General features: G+C 59.3%; 16 protein-coding genes. 11 read left to right on the plus strand and 5 right to left on the minus strand.

Annotated elements, in window-relative coordinates; genetic code table 11:
• Nucleotide 1: 1 nt before the first annotated feature.
• Together dprA and QRN36_RS03160 are read right to left on the minus strand one after the other, a co-directional pair.
• Nucleotides 2-1,129 carry a DNA-processing protein DprA gene (gene dprA, locus QRN36_RS03155; protein WP_285422779.1) on the minus strand — a complete coding sequence of 376 codons (1,128 nt, stop codon included), beginning with the start codon at nucleotides 1,127-1,129 and terminating at the stop codon, nucleotides 2-4.
• A 124-nt stretch (nucleotides 1,130-1,253) separates the two neighbouring features.
• Nucleotides 1,254-2,279, minus strand: coding sequence for a LysM peptidoglycan-binding domain-containing protein (locus QRN36_RS03160; protein WP_285422780.1), 1,026 nt, complete (start codon nucleotides 2,277-2,279; stop codon nucleotides 1,254-1,256).
• 142 nt (nucleotides 2,280-2,421) lie between these two features.
• On the opposite strand from QRN36_RS03160, the gene def reads away from it, so the two are divergent.
• The 5 genes from def (at nucleotide 2,422) to QRN36_RS03185 (ending at nucleotide 7,202) form a co-directional block, all read left to right on the plus strand.
• Nucleotides 2,422-2,928, plus strand: a complete 507-nt coding sequence (gene def / locus QRN36_RS03165; protein WP_093466565.1) for a peptide deformylase — start codon at nucleotides 2,422-2,424, stop codon at nucleotides 2,926-2,928.
• 132 nt (nucleotides 2,929-3,060) lie between these two features.
• Nucleotides 3,061-4,020: a methionyl-tRNA formyltransferase gene (gene fmt, locus QRN36_RS03170; RefSeq protein WP_285422781.1), complete on the plus strand. Its 960-nt coding sequence runs from the start codon at nucleotides 3,061-3,063 to the stop codon at nucleotides 4,018-4,020.
• Nucleotides 4,017-5,339, plus strand: coding sequence for a 16S rRNA (cytosine(967)-C(5))-methyltransferase RsmB (rsmB, locus tag QRN36_RS03175; RefSeq protein ID WP_285422782.1), 1,323 nt, complete (start codon nucleotides 4,017-4,019; stop codon nucleotides 5,337-5,339). The genes fmt and rsmB overlap by 4 nt, the downstream gene beginning before the upstream one ends.
• Before the next feature lie 161 nt (nucleotides 5,340-5,500).
• Nucleotides 5,501-6,874, plus strand: coding sequence for a Trk system potassium transporter TrkA (trkA, locus tag QRN36_RS03180; RefSeq protein ID WP_285422783.1), 1,374 nt, complete (start codon nucleotides 5,501-5,503; stop codon nucleotides 6,872-6,874).
• 13 nt (nucleotides 6,875-6,887) lie between these two features.
• Nucleotides 6,888-7,202, plus strand: a complete 315-nt coding sequence (locus tag QRN36_RS03185; RefSeq protein WP_285422784.1) for a tetratricopeptide repeat protein — start codon at nucleotides 6,888-6,890, stop codon at nucleotides 7,200-7,202.
• Nucleotides 7,203-7,312: 110 nt separating this feature from the next.
• Here the strand turns inward: QRN36_RS03185 and QRN36_RS03190 are convergent, their stop codons facing one another.
• Nucleotides 7,313-8,200 carry a lysophospholipid acyltransferase gene (locus tag QRN36_RS03190; protein ID WP_093466556.1) on the minus strand — a complete coding sequence of 296 codons (888 nt, stop codon included), beginning with the start codon at nucleotides 8,198-8,200 and terminating at the stop codon, nucleotides 7,313-7,315.
• A gap of 401 nt (nucleotides 8,201-8,601) precedes the next feature.
• On the opposite strand from QRN36_RS03190, the gene QRN36_RS03195 reads away from it, so the two are divergent.
• Together QRN36_RS03195 and QRN36_RS03200 are read left to right on the plus strand one after the other, a co-directional pair.
• The gene (locus tag QRN36_RS03195; RefSeq protein WP_285422939.1) at nucleotides 8,602-9,111 is read left to right on the plus strand and encodes a DUF2778 domain-containing protein; all 510 of its coding nucleotides are present in this window, start codon (nucleotides 8,602-8,604) and stop codon (nucleotides 9,109-9,111) included.
• Nucleotides 9,092-9,619 (plus strand): hypothetical protein, encoded by a 528-nt coding sequence (locus tag QRN36_RS03200; RefSeq protein ID WP_285422785.1) that lies wholly within the window; start codon nucleotides 9,092-9,094, stop codon nucleotides 9,617-9,619. Before QRN36_RS03195 ends, QRN36_RS03200 begins: the two co-directional genes overlap by 20 nt.
• A 74-nt stretch (nucleotides 9,620-9,693) precedes the next feature.
• Here QRN36_RS03200 and QRN36_RS03205 read toward each other — a convergent pair whose 3' ends face one another.
• Nucleotides 9,694-10,245 (minus strand): DNA-3-methyladenine glycosylase I, encoded by a 552-nt coding sequence (locus QRN36_RS03205; protein ID WP_285422786.1) that lies wholly within the window; start codon nucleotides 10,243-10,245, stop codon nucleotides 9,694-9,696.
• Between the two features lie 82 nt (nucleotides 10,246-10,327).
• Between QRN36_RS03205 and glyQ the strand changes: the two genes are divergently transcribed.
• The 4 genes from glyQ to QRN36_RS03225 are packed head-to-tail and all read left to right on the plus strand — an operon-like array spanning nucleotide 10,328 to nucleotide 14,727.
• Nucleotides 10,328-11,275, plus strand: a complete 948-nt coding sequence (glyQ, locus tag QRN36_RS03210; protein ID WP_093466546.1) for a glycine--tRNA ligase subunit alpha — start codon at nucleotides 10,328-10,330, stop codon at nucleotides 11,273-11,275.
• Nucleotides 11,272-13,326 carry a glycine--tRNA ligase subunit beta gene (gene glyS, locus QRN36_RS03215; RefSeq protein ID WP_285422787.1) on the plus strand — a complete coding sequence of 685 codons (2,055 nt, stop codon included), beginning with the start codon at nucleotides 11,272-11,274 and terminating at the stop codon, nucleotides 13,324-13,326. Before glyQ ends, glyS begins: the two co-directional genes overlap by 4 nt.
• A 23-nt stretch (nucleotides 13,327-13,349) precedes the next feature.
• Entirely contained in the window at nucleotides 13,350-13,901 is a 552-nt protein-coding gene (gene gmhB / locus QRN36_RS03220) for a D-glycero-beta-D-manno-heptose 1,7-bisphosphate 7-phosphatase (protein WP_285422788.1), read from the plus strand.
• A gap of 55 nt (nucleotides 13,902-13,956) precedes the next feature.
• A complete protein-coding gene (locus QRN36_RS03225) occupies nucleotides 13,957-14,727 on the plus strand; it encodes a 1-acyl-sn-glycerol-3-phosphate acyltransferase (RefSeq protein ID WP_285422940.1) in 771 nt (256 codons plus the stop codon).
• Between the two features lie 179 nt (nucleotides 14,728-14,906).
• On the opposite strand, the gene QRN36_RS03230 is transcribed toward QRN36_RS03225, so the two are convergent.
• Entirely contained in the window at nucleotides 14,907-16,088 is a 1,182-nt protein-coding gene (locus QRN36_RS03230; RefSeq protein WP_285422789.1) for an MFS transporter, read from the minus strand.
• Nucleotides 16,089-16,149 lie beyond the last annotated feature (61 nt).

Genomic DNA, 16,149 nt, shown 5'->3' on the forward strand with positions numbered 1-16,149 from the left:
CTCAGCGCGCCCGGGCAAACCATCGTCCCGCTTCACACGACACGCTGCTGTCCAGTTCAAGTTCCGTCAGCGCGGCCAGCACTTTGGGCAGTGGCCAGCCGCTGTTTATCGCCAGCGCCTCGCCCGTCTGCGGTGCAGCGTGCAACAACGCCAGCAAAGGATGCGACGGCGCAGACCTGGTTTTTTGCGTCGGCTGCGGCGATGTGGCATCTGAGGGACCGATGTTCTTCCAGCCTTGCAAGGCCTCGAGGATGTGATCGATCGTCTCCACCAGCACGGCGCCTTCGCGAATCAACTGATGACATCCCCGGGCGCCGGGATGATGAATCGAACCCGGAATCGCATACACCTCACGTCCTTGCTCGGCGGCAAGTCGCGCCGTGATCAGGGATCCGCTGGCAACGCTCGCCTCAACGACCAGCACGCCGAGGGAAAGTCCGCTGATGATCCGATTGCGTCGGGGAAAGTTGCTCGCATGGGGACCGGCATCCAGCGGCAGCTCGGAAATCACCGCGCCACCTTGCGCCAGCATCGCCGCTGCAAGTTGACGATGGCGCTGTGGATAAAGTTTTTCAATACCCGTCCCGAGAACGCCGATCGTGGCCCCATTGACGTCGAGTGCTCCTTGGTGAGCGGCACCGTCGATGCCCAAAGCCAACCCGCTGGTGATGACAAATCCGGCGCCCGCCAGACTCCGGGCGAACGCGGCAGCGGTATCGAGTCCTGGACGTGAAGCGCGCCGACTTCCCACCATTCCGAGCTGGGGACGATCAAGCAGTGATCGATTTCCGGCGACGAACAACAAGGGCGGCGGGTCCGCAATTTCTGCGAGCAGGGCGGGGTAGTCGGGGTCGTCCCACATCAGTAAATGCTGGCCCGGCCGCTCTAACCAGGCCAATGCGGCGCTGGCGCCGTCGCGTACTTCGGGACTGCGTCGGGCCTCGGCGCTGGCCGCGGGAAGACGCAAAGATCGCCACGCGGAAGCCGGCGCGCTCAATGCGGCAGACGCACTGCCGAATGCCTGGATGAGGGACTGGAAACGTTTGGGGCCGATCTCCGGCAAGCGATGGAGTCGCAAACGCGCCTCCAGCTCGGCAGGGGACTGACCGGCTTTTTCGAACAGCGGCATGAGATCTTCCTTGATCAGCGGCCCGCTCAATCGAGCGGGTCAACCTGTGGATAACTCTGTTGACAACAATTTGATAAGTGAAGCATGCCGGTGGAGAAAAGTGTTTTACAGCTGATACATAGCATTACGGATTGCTGACTTTATCCATCACCGCCAAAGATCTGGACGCATGCAGCACCATTGCATAGCTGAGCCTGTCGTAGGTGCGGAACACCATCAGCAAGCCTGAGCGCTCATCCGGGATCTTCACAGGCTCACCGGTGATGCGATCGCGAACGGTCTCGCCGGTCTTGAGGATTGCCAGGACATTGCCTTCTTCAAGGCCGTCCAGACGGCCACGGTCAAGGGTGACCACGTCAAACTCACCGATCTGCGTCACGCCCCGCGGGACGTCGATGATCATGCCGTTCACCGGCTGCCCAGGCTCGCTGGGGACAAACGTCGAATTGATGCCGCGCTCTTCGCTGACGAACAGCCGGTCACCCAGGCGCACTTCCTGGGTCGAGCGCTGCATTTGCAACGTCGCGACATCGCCTTCGCTGGCAATCACGTCGCCGCTGCCGATGTCATCGGCATTGATGCCCAGCAATGTGCCGGTGTCCGGATCTACATAGCTCTTGCCTTTGCGGAAAATCCCGTAGGACACATGGCCCGGTTCGAAATACCCGCGCGCATAGATCCGGTCACCGGCGCCGCTGAGTACTCGCTCGCCGTTGCCGGCCACAATGTATGGCGCGGTGTCGAATTGCTCGGGCGTGTCCACGATTCGGTTATTGAGCAGAAACGCGTTGATTGCGCCCAGAGGAATGGTGGGGATCGCTTCGGCAATCGGCGTGCTGCGCACACGCGGTGACAATTTGATGGTGCCGCGGGATTCGCCGCGGTTCACGACAATTCTCGGCTGACCGTCGACGTAAATCAGATTCAGGGTGTCGCCGGGGTAGATCAGATCCGGGTCATGGACCTGAGGATTGGCGCGCCAGATCTGCGGCCATTTCCAGGGCTGGCTGAGAAATTTGCCGGAAATGTCCCAGAGTGTGTCACCGGCGACAACGGTGTAACTCTGCGGATGACCTTCCCTGAGTTGTACTTGCGCCTGGGCAAAGCCTGTCGCGGCCAACAGCAGCAGGGCGAGTAGTGATTTCCTCATGCGGTGAATCCCTTTATCATATTGGCTTCGCGTGAAACATAGAGTCTTGCGAGACTTCGGTTTTACAAGGGCTGCCCGCTCGTGACGTCCCTAGCCTAGCAGCCGATTTTGACTTTACCCTACAAGTGCAGCTCAAACGTATATGGCCATTTTAAACATTCTCGAATTTCCCGATTCGCGCCTGCGCACCATCGCCAAGCCGGTGGCCGCTGTGGACGACGGCATTCGCCAGTTGGTCGACGACATGTTTGAAACCATGTACGAAGCGCCTGGCATCGGCCTGGCGGCGACGCAGGTTAACGTACACAAGCGTGTCGTGGTCATGGATCTCTCCGAAGACCGCAGCGAGCCCCGGGTCTTCATCAACCCTGAGCTCGAGCCACTGACTGACGAGATGGATCAGTATCAGGAAGGCTGCCTGTCGGTTCCCGGATTCTATGAAAACGTCGACCGTCCGCAGAAGGTCAAGGTCAAGGCGCTGGACCGTGAGGGTCAACCTTACGAACTGATCGCCGAAGGCTTGCTCGCGGTGTGCATTCAGCACGAGTGCGATCACCTGAACGGCAAGCTGTTCGTCGACTATCTGTCGAACCTGAAGCGTGACCGGATCAAGAAGAAGCTGGAAAAACAGCACAAGCAGAACGCCTGATCCGACCATATCTCATTACCGTGCAGGAGCGCGCTGACCGCGATCGCGACATGTCCGTGACACCTTCGTCGACTGACACAACGCAATCGCCGGCCAGCACGCTCCTGCAGTCATTTTCAGAACGAGAAGCCCATGACTGAGCCACTGCGCATCGTCTTCGCCGGCACCCCGGAATTCGCGGCCGAACACCTCAAAGCCCTGCTCGACAGCCCTTACGAGGTGATCGCGGTTTATACCCAGCCTGACCGTCCGGCAGGTCGCGGCCAGAAGTTGATGCCCAGCCCGGTCAAGCAACTCGCTCTGCAACACGACATTCCCGTGTTTCAACCGCCGACCTTGCGAGCAGCCGAAGCACAGGCCGAACTCGCAGCGCTCGAGCCTGATCTGATGATCGTGGTCGCTTACGGGCTGATTCTGCCGCAAGTGGTGCTCGACATCCCGCGGCTGGGCTGCATCAACAGCCATGCCTCATTGCTGCCTCGCTGGCGCGGGGCAGCGCCTATCCAGCGTGCGGTGCAAGCCGGTGATGCGGAAAGCGGCGTGACCGTGATGCGCATGGAAGCGGGCCTGGACACTGGCCCGATGCTGCTCAAAAGCACAACGGCGATCACCGCCGATGACACAGGCGGCACCTTGCATGATCGCCTGGCGGAACTGGGCCCGGTTGCCGTGCTGAAGGCCATCGCCGGCCTGGCAGATGGCTCGCTGGTCGGTGAAGCACAGGACGACTCCCAAGCAACTTATGCGCACAAGCTCAATAAAGACGAAGCGCGTATCGATTGGTCGCGGCCCGCCGACGAGCTCGAGCGTCTGGTGCGCGCCTTCAATCCATGGCCGGTCTGTCACAGCACGCTCAACGGCGAAGCCTTGAAAGTGCTGGCCGCTCAGGCGAGCGAAGGCGAGGGCGAACCGGGCACGATCCTCAGCGCCAGCAAAGACGGTCTGATCGTGGCCTGCGGACAAGGGGCATTGCGCCTCACGCGCCTGCAATTGCCAGGCGGCAAACCGCTGGGCTTCGCTGACCTGTTCAACAGCCGTCGTGAGAAGTTCGCGACGGGGACGGTGCTCGGCGCATCGGCGGACTGCCAATGAATCCGCGCCTGGCCGCAGCCAAGGCGTTGGCAGCCGTGCTCAGCGGCAAGGCTTCGTTGAACAGCTCTTTGCCCGCTCAACTGGACAAGGTCGAAGACCGTGATCGCGGCCTGACTCAAGACCTCGCGTTCGGCACTGCACGCTGGGAGCCTCGATTGTCCGCATTGGCGGCCAAGCTGCTGCAGAAGCCGTTCAAGGCTGCCGATACCGACGTTCAAGCGTTGCTGCTGGTGGGTCTTTATCAGTTGTTCTACTCGCGCATTCCCGCCCATGCGGCGATCGGCGAAACCGTGGGCTGCGCCGACAAGTTGAAGAAGCCATGGGCCAAAGCGCTGCTCAATGCGGTCCTGCGCCGCGCGCAGCGTGAAGGTGAAGCGCTGCTGCTCGAGCTGGAACACGATCCTGTCGTGCGCACCGCGCATCCACGCTGGCTGCAAAAAGCATTGAAAGCCGCATGGCCGGAACATTGGGAAGCCATCTGCGCGGCCAACAACGCGCATCCGCCGATGATTCTTCGGGTCAACCGTCGTCACAAGACGCGTAACCAGTACCTTCAGCTGTTGCAGGACGCAGGCATCGGCGGCGTTGCCAGCACGTTCAGCCAAGACGGCATCGTGCTGACCGAGCCTGGTGATGTCCGCGCGCTTCCCGGCTTTGCAGAGGGCTGGATCAGCGTCCAGGACGAGGCGGCGCAACTGGCTGCGGATCTGCTGGAGCTGGCGCCAGGTCAGCGCGTGCTCGACGCCTGCTGCGCACCGGGCGGCAAGACGTGCCACTTGCTGGAAGTCCAACCGGGTCTGGCGGGTGTCGTCGCTGTGGATCTGGAGGCCAAGCGCATGGTGCGGGTCAGAGAGAACCTTGATCGCCTGGGCCTGAGCGCAGAACTCATCGCCGCCGATGCCCGCGCCACCGATCAATGGTGGGACGGCAAGCCGTTCCAGCGCATCCTGCTCGACGCGCCCTGTTCGGCGACCGGCGTCATTCGTCGTCACCCGGACATCAAGCTGACACGGCAAGCAGACGACATTCCGGCACTGGCGACACTGCAGGGCGAACTGCTCGACGCGCTGTGGCCGACGCTTCAAGTGGGCGGCATGCTGCTTTACGCGACCTGCTCGACACTGCCGACCGAAAACACGGAAGTCATCGATGCGTTTCTCGCCCGCACCCCCGGCGCTCGGGAACTGGACATCGCCGGTCAGCAAGGTAATCCGCCGCCGGGGCTGAAGCAGCCTCGCGGGCGTCAACTGCTGGCGCAGGAAGGCGGGCATGACGGGTTCTATTACGCGAAGTTGATCAAGATCGCGGCAGCGTCATAATCCCTGTCTGCCGCGTGCGCGGCAGCTGCAATGACGGGTTTTCGACCAAGGCTGTCGAACCCGGTTTCACTCATTACTGCCACTTGGCGGCAGATCGCGGGACGAGCCACGTTCCTGTACAGAGGATGTGGCGCAGCGGCATCAATTCAAGGAGAGATTGATTGAAGATCATCATTCTCGGTGCAGGACAGGTGGGCGGCACGCTGGCGGAGCATCTGGCCAGCGAGGCCAATGACATCACTGTCGTGGACACCGATCAGGATCGCTTGCGTGCACTGGGTGATCGCCTGGATATTCGCACCATTCATGGACGAGGCTCATTTCCCACCGTTCTGCGCCAGGCCGGTGCGGACGACGCTGACATGCTGGTTGCCGTGACCAGCAGCGATGAAACCAACATGGTCGCCTGCCAGGTGGCCCACACGCTCTTCCACACGCCCACCAAAATCGCACGCGTGCGTGAGTCGGCCTACCTGACGCGATCCGGTCTTTTCAACAACGACGCCATCCCTGTGGACGTGTTGATCAGCCCCGAGCAAGTTGTCACCAATTACATCAAACGCCTGATCGAGTACCCAAGCGCTTTGCAGGTGATCGACTTCGCCGAGGGTAAAGTGCAGCTGGTCGCGGTGAAAGCGTATTACGGCGGGACGCTGGTCGGTCAGCAACTGCGCCAACTGCGCGCCCATATGCCCGACGTGGATACTCGGGTGGCGGCGATCTTCCGGCGTGATCGTCCGATCATTCCGCAAGGCGATACAGTCATCGAAGCCGACGACGAAGTTTTCTTCATTGCGGCCAAAGCCGATATCCGGGCAGTGATGGGCGAAATGCGTCGACTGGAGCAAAGCTACAAACGCATTGTCATCGCGGGCGGCGGGCAGATCGGTGAGCGTCTGGCCGAGGCCATCGAAAACCGCTACCAGGTGAAGATCATCGAGATGAACCCGGCGCGCTGTCGCTACCTGTCGGACACCCTCGACAATACGGTGATCCTGCAGGGCAGCTCTTCCGACCGCGACTTGCTGATGGAAGAGAACATCGACAACGCGGACCTGTTTCTCGCGCTGACCAACGATGACGAAGCCAACATCATGTCCTCGTTGCTGGCCAAGCGACTGGGCGCGAAAAAAGTGATGACCATCATTAATAACCCCGCCTACGTGGATCTGGTGCAGGGCGGGGAGATCGACATCGCCGTTAGCCCCCAGCTGGCCACCATTGGCACGTTGCTGGCGCACGTGCGCCGCGGCGACATCGTCAGCGTGCATTCACTGCGCCGCGGCGCAGCGGAGGCCATCGAGATCGTGGCGCATGGCGACGCGAAGTCGAGCAAGGTGATCGGCAAGGCCATCATGCACATCAACCTGCCGCCGGGCACCACCATCGGCGCAATCACGCGAGATGAGCAGGTGATCATCGCTCATGACAGCACCGTGATCGAATCCGGCGATCATGTGGTCATGTTCCTTGTGGATAAAAAATACATCCGCGACGTGGAGCGACTGTTTCAGGTGGGATTGAGCTTTTTTTAACGAGGAGAACGAAGTGCTCGAATCGCTGGAAAAGATGCTCGCCAAGGGCATGGACAACGCGCTGCTGCGCTTCGGCCTGGGCAAGGGCTATCTGGACCTGGGCGACAGCGCCAAGGCGATCGAACACCTTCAGCGCTGCGTCGAATTCGACCCGACATATTCGGCAGCGTGGAAGCTGCTCGGCAAGGCGTGGTTGGCGGCGCAAGACACGGCTCAGGCGCGACGGGCGTGGGAGCAAGGCATCCAGGCCGCAATCGGCCATGGGGATAAACAGGCCGAGAAAGAAATGACAGTGTTTCTGAAGAAGCTGCAAAAGCAGGATAAGTGATTGTACCTACGCTCTGCGTGGGTACGCAGCCCGGGCGCTCCGCGCCCATGTGACGCAGAGCGTCACGGGAGGTGTTCCCACGCGGAGCGTGGGAACAATCAAAGGGTGAATCAATACCAGCGCTTCTCGCCCTCGGGCCGCTTCTTGAAGCGCTTCATGGTCCACATGTACTGGCTCGGATACGCCCGCACATATTTCTCCACCACCTTGCTCATCGCCGCGGCCGAGGTTTCGGTGTCGGTGCTGTACATGTCTTCAGGCGCAGCCTCCAGCACCACTTTATAGCCCGAGCCATCGTCCAGGCGCATGGCATGCAGGAAGACGCCGACGGCCTTGCCGCCTGCCAGCATGTTGGGGACGAATTTGCTCGTCAGTGCCATGGTCCCGCAAAACGGCACGAATACACCGGCAGATTCAGCAGGCTCAGGATCAGCAGGAATCCCGACCGAGCCGCCTTTGCGCACTTCCTTGATGACACTGAGGATGCCTTCCTTGGTCGACGCCGCGACGCGATTGCCCAGCTGCACGCGCTGCTTACGCAACAATTCATCGACGGCTTTGAGCTTGGGCGGACGATAGAAAATGATCGGCTTGCACTGGCTGCAATAGAAGTGGTTCAGCACTTCCCAGTTCCCCAAGTGGCTGGTGATACCCACAACGCCTTTGCCGGACGCCAGTGCGTCCTTCAGCACCTGCAGGCCTTCGACTTCGCGCACCAGATTGATCGATTTCTGAGCAGGCCAGATCCAGGCGCAGGCGCTTTCAGTCAGCGTCTTGCCGATGTCCATCAAGCTACGGCCGACCAAAGCCTCGAGCTCGGTGGAGCTCAACTCGGGAAAGCATTTGGAAAGATTAATCCGCGCGACCTCGCGAGAACGGTTGGGCAGTTTCCACATCAGCCAGCCAATGCCGGTGCCAACCCATTGCACGGCGCGCCACGGCAGCAGCGCAAACAGTCGCAACGCCCCAACCATCATGGCGCCTTTGAACTTATCCACAGATCACTCCTGAATCGATGAGGCAGGCATTGTAACCGTCAGTTGCCCTCATGAGGGGAGTTGCAGCCCTATTGCAAGACCGCGCTTGTCCGCCCTCAATTACCCACCGGCAACCTCAATGGTGCCAATCCACCGCAATCACGGGCACCCGCGCCCTACAGACACGCGTCAACCCCTAAGCTCGGTATGAAGAATCGGGCTGACAGCCCATGACACGGAATACGACTACAGGACCAGCGGAATTCTCTGATTGTCTCCGTGCACCATCGATCCCCAGACTCTCGCTGACTCCCAAATGCTGATGCAAGGAAGCATGCAAACGGGAATACAAAAGACATCGGCAAATAACTAATCAAGCCTGAAATCTCAAAAACACATGCAGGGAGCAAGCAATCGTGGCAATGGAAGGTCATTTTTTTATGAAGGACGCGCTGTTCGGTGATTTGACTTTTCCGGAGCTTGGTACATTTCAGGCATTCTCTGGAAAAGGTATGTACAGGAACCGCGGTGGATGTCGCGCCATTCCAAACGGAGGTCCAATACCGCCAGGTAAATACTGGATCGTCGACCGAGCCGAAGGCAGCGTTTCATCAAGAATACAAACTGGTTTGAAAGACATGTACAACCGCGTCATGAGGGATGCCAAATTTACTCACGACGAGTGGTTCGCGTTATATCGAGCCGATGAAAAGATTGATGACTGGACGTGGATTGACGGAATCCGACGGGGATACTTTCGGCTGCACCCTGGCAGAATTTCAGAGGGCTGCATAACCCTACCCAATGATGGCGACTACGCGACGATGCGAAACACGCTGCTCCAAACCCCAAAGACGCCAATTCCCGGTACGAACAGTCTGATGACTTACGGAGCGATAGAGGTCATTTCTCATGATCGAAGCTGTCGTTAAATCAGCGGGGAAATTCCTGCTACTGTCAGGGTTGTTCGCAGCACTCGCGATGTTTTCGCATCAATTTTCCGATTGCTTGGTTGATCGTTATATTTCACTCGAAGACGCGATGATCATCTCAACGTTTTTTAATGGTGATCAAATATCAGAGGCTTTCGAAGTGACACGCGACTACTTGGCGTTTTTGATCAACCTGTCGTTTAGCATCATTATCTACAGCGTGATAAAGGCAATGCATGCGAAGTTTATACACCGCAATACCCCCCAGGAAAACCGTCCTCGGCTGGCTAATGTCCTTGTCTACGCAACAATGCTTCGGATGATCAAAGCACTGTTTGTGTTGGGTATATTCTGGGCATTGCTTAAGTTTCTGCCCTACGAACATCTCATAGATGAGCGTGGTGCACTGCCCATGCAAACGGTACTTACCGTAGGCTTGACGAATGCGTTCTCGACCGTGGCCATCTATCTAGGGGTGAAGCGCCTTTGGGGAAAGAGATTTCCTTGATTGCGCCCCAGAAACCGGTCAACCGAAAAACCGGTTTCAAGCGTCAGATACACAGCCCAGAAGAAGTCTGTTCATTACCCCGCCAGATCGGCGTATCGGTCGCAATCCACCGTGTGGTCCATGACCATGCCGGTGGCCTGCATGTAGGCGTAGCAGATGGTGGGGCCGACGAAGGTGAAGCCGGCCTTTTTGAGGGCTTTGCTCATCGCTTCGGCTTCCGGTGTGATAGCAGGCACGTCACTGCGGTCCTTGAAATGGTTGATCCGGGGCTGGCCGCCGACGAAGGACCAGACGAACGCCACCGGATCCTCGAGCCGTAACCAGGCCTGGGCATTTTTGCGCGCACCGTTGAGTTTCAGGCGGTTACGCACGATGCCAGGCTCTTGCATTAGCGTTTCGATCTCGGCATCGGTCATGGCGGCGATGCGCTTAACGTCGAAGTCGAACATCACCTCACGGTATCGCTCCCGCTTCCTCAGGATCGTGATCCACGACAGGCCGGCCTGGAACCCTTCGAGCAATAGAAACTCGAACAGCATCTGCGCGTCGCGCAGTGGCACGCCCCACTCCTGATCGTGATAGTCCATGTAAAGCGGATCTTCGTTGCACCAAAAGCAGCGTGGCATAGGGCTCCCAAGGGTGGAGGCGCTGCTGAATCGGGTATACTCCCGCTCTTTAAATCGCAGCCCCCCAGTACAGGTGAATTTCGTGAGCCAGCCTACGCCAGCCGTGCGTACCTTCCAAGACTTGATCCTCGCCCTCCAGCAATACTGGGCTGAGCAAGGTTGTGTGGTACTTCAGCCCTACGATATGGAAGTGGGCGCCGGCACTTTCCACACTGCCACGTTTCTGCGCGCCGTCGGCCCGGAAACCTGGAACGCAGCCTACGTACAACCGAGCCGTCGTCCTACCGATGGCCGTTACGGCGAAAACCCCAACCGTCTGCAGCATTACTACCAGTTTCAAGTCGTCCTCAAGCCGAACCCGGACAACTTTCAAGAGCTGTATCTCGGCTCGTTGAAGCACGTGGGTCTGGATCCGCTGGTGCACGATGTGCGCTTCGTCGAGGACAACTGGGAATCGCCGACCCTTGGCGCCTGGGGCCTGGGTTGGGAGATCTGGCTCAACGGCATGGAAGTCTCGCAGTTCACCTACTTCCAGCAAGTGGGCGGCATCGAGTGCTATCCGGTGACCGGCGAAATCACCTACGGCCTCGAGCGTCTGGCGATGTATCTGCAGGGCGTGGAATCGGTCTATGACCTGGTCTGGACAGACGGCCCGTTCGGCAAAGTCACCTACGGCGATGTGTTCCACCAGAACGAGGTGGAGCAATCGACCTACAACTTCGAGCACGCCAATGTCGACAAACTGTTCGAGCTATTCGATTTCTATGAAAGCGAAGCGGTACGCCTGATCGAAGCCGAGCTGCCATTGCCGAGCTACGAAATGGTCCTCAAGGCCTCGCACACCTTCAACCTGCTCGATGCCCGCCGCGCGATCTCCGTGACGGCGCGTCAGCAATACATCCTGCGCGTACGCACCCTGGCCCGTTCCGTGGCTCAGGCGTACCTGATGGCCCGGGCCCGACTTGGCTTCCCGATGGCCGCACCCGATATTCGCGATGAAGTGTTGGCTAAGCTGGAGGCTGCACAATGAGTGCTCAAGATTTCCTGGTTGAACTGGGCACCGAAGAACTGCCACCCAAGGCCCTGAATACCTTGGCCGAAGCATTCCTGGCCGGTATCGAGAAGGGCCTGCAGGCCGCTGGCCTGACTTACAGCGCCAAGCAGGTTTACGCAGCACCGCGTCGTCTGGCCGTGTTGATCACCGAGCTTGCGACCCAACAGCCCGATCGCAGCGTCAACCTGGACGGCCCGCCGCGTCAGGCTGCATTCGACGCCGACGGCAATCCGACCCAAGCGGCACTGGGCTTTGCCAAGAAGTGCGGCGTCGACCTGAGCGAAATCGACCAGAGCGGCCCGAAACTGCGCTACAGCCAGAGCATCGCTGGCAAGCCGACCGCCAGTCTGTTGCCGACCATCGTCGAAGACTCGTTGAACGATCTGCCGATTCCCAAGCGCATGCGCTGGGGTGCGCGCAAGGAAGAGTTCGTGCGTCCGACCCAGTGGCTGGTAATGCTGTTCGGCGAACAGGTCATCGACTGCACGATCCTCGCTCAGACAGCGGGTCGTGAATCGCGCGGTCACCGCTTCCATCATCCGGAAAGCGTGCGCATCACTTCTCCTGCAAGCTACGTCAGCGACCTGCGTGCCGCCCACGTGCTCGCGGATTTCAACGAGCGTCGTCAGCTGATCAGCAAGCGCATCGACGAGTTGGCGACTCAGCACGAAGGCACCGCAATCGTGCCGCCGGCATTGCTCGACGAAGTGACCGCGCTGGTCGAGTGGCCCGTGCCGCTGGTGTGCTCGTTCGAGGAGCGTTTCCTTGAAGTGCCGCAAGAAGCCCTGATCACCACCATGCAGGACAACCAGAAGTATTTCTGCCTGCTGGACGCCGAAGGCAAGCTGTTGCCGCGCTTCATCACGGTCGCCAACATCGAGAGCAAGGATCCCTCGCAGATCGTCCTGGGCAACGAGAAAGTCGTTCGTCCTCGTCTGACCGATGCCGAGTTCTTCTTCAAGCAGGACAAGAAGCAGAAACTGGAGACCTTCAACCAGCGTCTGCAGAACGTCGTGTTCCAGGCGCAACTGGGCACCGTGTTCGACAAAGCCGAGCGGGTTTCCCGACTGGCCGCGTTCATCGCACCCCGCATTGGCGGCGACGCTCAGCGTGCCGGCCGTGCGGGCCTGCTGTCCAAATGCGACCTGGCGACCGAAATGGTCGGCGAGTTCCCGGAAATGCAAGGCGTGGCGGGTTACTACTACGCGCTGGCAGACGGCGAGCCACAGGACGTCGCACTCGCGCTGAACGAGCAATACATGCCGCGCGGTGCAGGCGCTGAACTGCCATCCACATTGACGGGCGCGGCGGTAGCCATCGCTGACAAGCTCGACACGCTGGTCGGTATCTTCGGCATCGGCATGCTTCCAACCGGCAGCAAAGACCCGTATGCCCTGCGTCGTGCAGCGTTGGGCATTCTGCGTATTCTGATCGAGAAGAAGCTGGACCTGGATCTGATCAAGACCGTGCAATTCGCCGTCACCCAGTTCGGTGCAAAGGTGAAATCAGCCGGTCTGGCCGAGCAAGTCCTGGAATTCATCTTCGACCGCCTGCGTGCGCGTTACGAAGACGAAGGCGTCGACGTGTCGGTGTACCTCTCGGTGCGTGCCCTGCAGCCAGGTTCGGCGCTGGATTTCGATCAGCGCGTGCAAGCCGTTCAGGCGTTCCGCAAGTTGCCTGAGGCCGCTGCACTGGCCGCGGTGAACAAGCGTGTGTCGAACCTGCTGAGCAAGGCCGAAGGCAACATTGCCCAGACCGTCGAGCCAAAGTATTTCGACAACGCCAACGAGTTCTCACTGTATTCGGCGATTCAGCAGGCTGACCAGGCCGTGGCGCCGATGTCCGCAGGCCGTCAGTACAACGAAGCGCTGGCACGCCTGGCTGCATTGCGCGAGCCTGTCGATGCGTTCTTTGAGGCTGTAATGGTCAACGCGGAAGATGCAAGCGTGAGAGCCAACCGTTATGCGTTGCTGGCACGTCTGCGTAATCTGTTCCTCGGCGTCGCTGACATTTCCCTTCTGGGTTGAGCCGCTGAGGCAGGAGAACAGATTTGAAACTGGTGATTCTCGATCGGGACGGGGTGATCAACGAAGACTCCGACGCTTACATCAAGTCGGTGCAGGAGTGGATTCCGATTCCCGGCTCGATCGACGCAATCGCGCAATTGAGCAAAGCCGGCTGGACGGTGGCAGTGGCCACCAACCAGTCCGGCATCGCTCGCGGTTACTACGACCTGGCCACTCTCGATGCCATGCACGCGCGTTTGCGCGAACTGGTGGCGGAGCAGGGCGGCGAGGTCGGTCTGATCGTCTTCTGTCCACATGGCCCTGACCAGGGGTGCGATTGCCGCAAACCTCGGCCGGGCATGTTGAAGACCATCGCCGATCATTACGGCGTCGCATTACGCAGCCTCTGGTTCGTCGGTGACAGCAAGGGTGACCTGGAGGCGGCGGCGGCCGTCGACTCTCAGCCCGTTCTGGTCATAACGGGCAAAGGTCAGAAGACGCGAGGCGGTCCGCTGCCTGCGGGAACGTTGATTTTTGACGATCTGGCGGCAGTTGCCGCAGAACTTATCCACAAAAGCGCCACGTCCACCGACTGATCGTCGGTCTACGGTGCGCTACATCCGGGCAACGCCCGTAACGGTAAAAGCAGCTATGTCGATAGTGCAGGCCATCAGGATTTTCTTCTTTTACCTGCTGCTGGGCACCAGCGCCCTGCTGTGGTGTTCGTTGAGCTTCTTCGTCGCGCCTTTCCTGCCTTTCCGCATTCGTTATCGCTTCATCAATGTCTATTGGTGTCGCTGCGCGGTATGGCTTACCAAGGTGCTGCTCAACATCCGAGTCAATGTCACCGGCCAGGAAAACGTCCCCAAGACGCCCTGCATCATTGTTTCGAACCATCAGAGCACGTGGGAAACGTTTTTCCTTTCGGCGCATTTCCAGCCTTTGAGCCAGGTGCTCAAACGCGAATTGTTGTACGTGCCGTTCTTTGGGTGGGCCATGGCGATGCTGCGTCCGATCGCCATCGATCGCAACAACCCAAAAGCCGCGCTTAAAGTGGTCGCCAAAAAGGGCGATGAATTGCTGAAAGATGGCGTCTGGGTGCTGATTTTTCCTGAGGGAACACGCGTTCCCTATGGCCAGATCGGCAAATTCTCACGCAGCGGATCTGCAATGGCGGTCAACGCAGAGCTCCCGGTGCTGCCAGTGGCACACAACGCGGGTAGATACTGGCCAAAAGAGGGCTGGGCCAAGAAGCCGGGCACCATCGAAGTCGTTATCGGCGAGCCGATGTACGCCGAAGGCACCGGTCCACGCGCAATCGCTGCGCTTAATGACCGAGTAGCCGTATGGAACGAAGAAACGCAGAAGGCATTGGGCTCACCCGTGACACCGGCAGCCGTACCGGAAAAATCACCCGTGTGAATTGTGGATAACCTGTGCACCAAATGTGTGAGATTTTTGAGAATCCGCGCTAAGTCATTATTTCTATTACTTATTTCTGACAGCGACAAACGGACCTTAAACGTGCATAAGTTTTTTTGAGCTGACGTTTGATTCGCTGAAAACATCGGTCTTGAGCCTTCTTGGTCAAGACCGATTTTTTATGCGTGAGCGCTTGCCTGGCGAACGCTGCACAGCGTCGCAATTCCGATCAGCACCAATCCTCCGCAGGCTGCGGCGACAAACCCCATCGATGGCGACACGTTGTCGATCGCGAAACCTACCAGCGGCATGGACAACGTCTGTCCCATTCGGTTGGCCGAGTCTTGCAGCCCCATCACCTGACCTCGCACGCTGGGAGGCGCCAGCTCAGCGACCGCTTCAGAGCTCGCAGCGAGGGTTGGCGTACACAGCAGGTTAGTCGGCAGCAGCGCCAGCAATAGCCACCACCAGACATGGTCGAAGAACGCCACAGGCAGCAGCAACACGCTCATGGTCACGGCCAGTCGCGTCAATGACCAGGAGCGGTGAACGATACCGTGGACGAAGCCACCGGCGATCGAGGCGATTGAGGTGGCGGCGATGACATAGCCGGTGAACGCAATTTCCCCGTTTTCGCGCAGCACCGCAATCAAGGCCAGCTCTGTGCCGAACAGCACGAACAGCGCCCCGGAGCTCACCAGCAAGACACCGATCAACCGGGCACTCATCCACTCCCGCCATTTCAACTTGACCGATTCTTCAGCTGCAACCGCTTCATGGGGATTGCGTATCGGCCAATTCAACAGATAAAGCGCGACGTAGGACAACGCTCGCCATACGCCGATACCCACCAGCATCGAGGTCGCTGAGTATTGCGTGATCAACAGAATGCCCACGGCGGGCGTAATCACGAATGAGAGCTCCATGAGCATCGTGTTGAGCGAGTACGCGGGCCGGCGGTAATCTTCCGGCACCAGGCTGGCGATGAACTGCCGGGACAGCGACCCGGTCGGCACGGTGAACATGCCGGCAGCGAATGCCAGTGCCACGAACAGCGTGAAATCCACCAGAGGCAGCATGACCCACGCAGCAGTGGACACCGTTCCGCAAACCGCAACCACAGGACGAAGACCGTGACGGTCCATCATGCGGCCCAACAACGGCGAGCCCACTGCGAATCCTAATGCAGTGGCGGTGCCGACCAGCCCCGCATCGAAGTAACTGCGGCCCATTTCATTGAGCACCTGAAGGCTCAGGGTGAGAGTCATGATCGTAAGCGGCAAGCCTGCGACGAACATGAACAGCGTTGCAGACATCACACGAGGGATGCCCAGCACTTTCTGATATCTGCGAAACGACATCGGTTACAGCTCCTTGAACCCGTTTCTGTCCTGTGGGTAAACACATCGCCAGACCGACCGC

Origin of the sequence: Pseudomonas sp. efr-133-TYG-103a, from assembly GCF_030209235.1 — a bacterium.
GTDB lineage: Bacteria > Pseudomonadota > Gammaproteobacteria > Pseudomonadales > Pseudomonadaceae > Aquipseudomonas.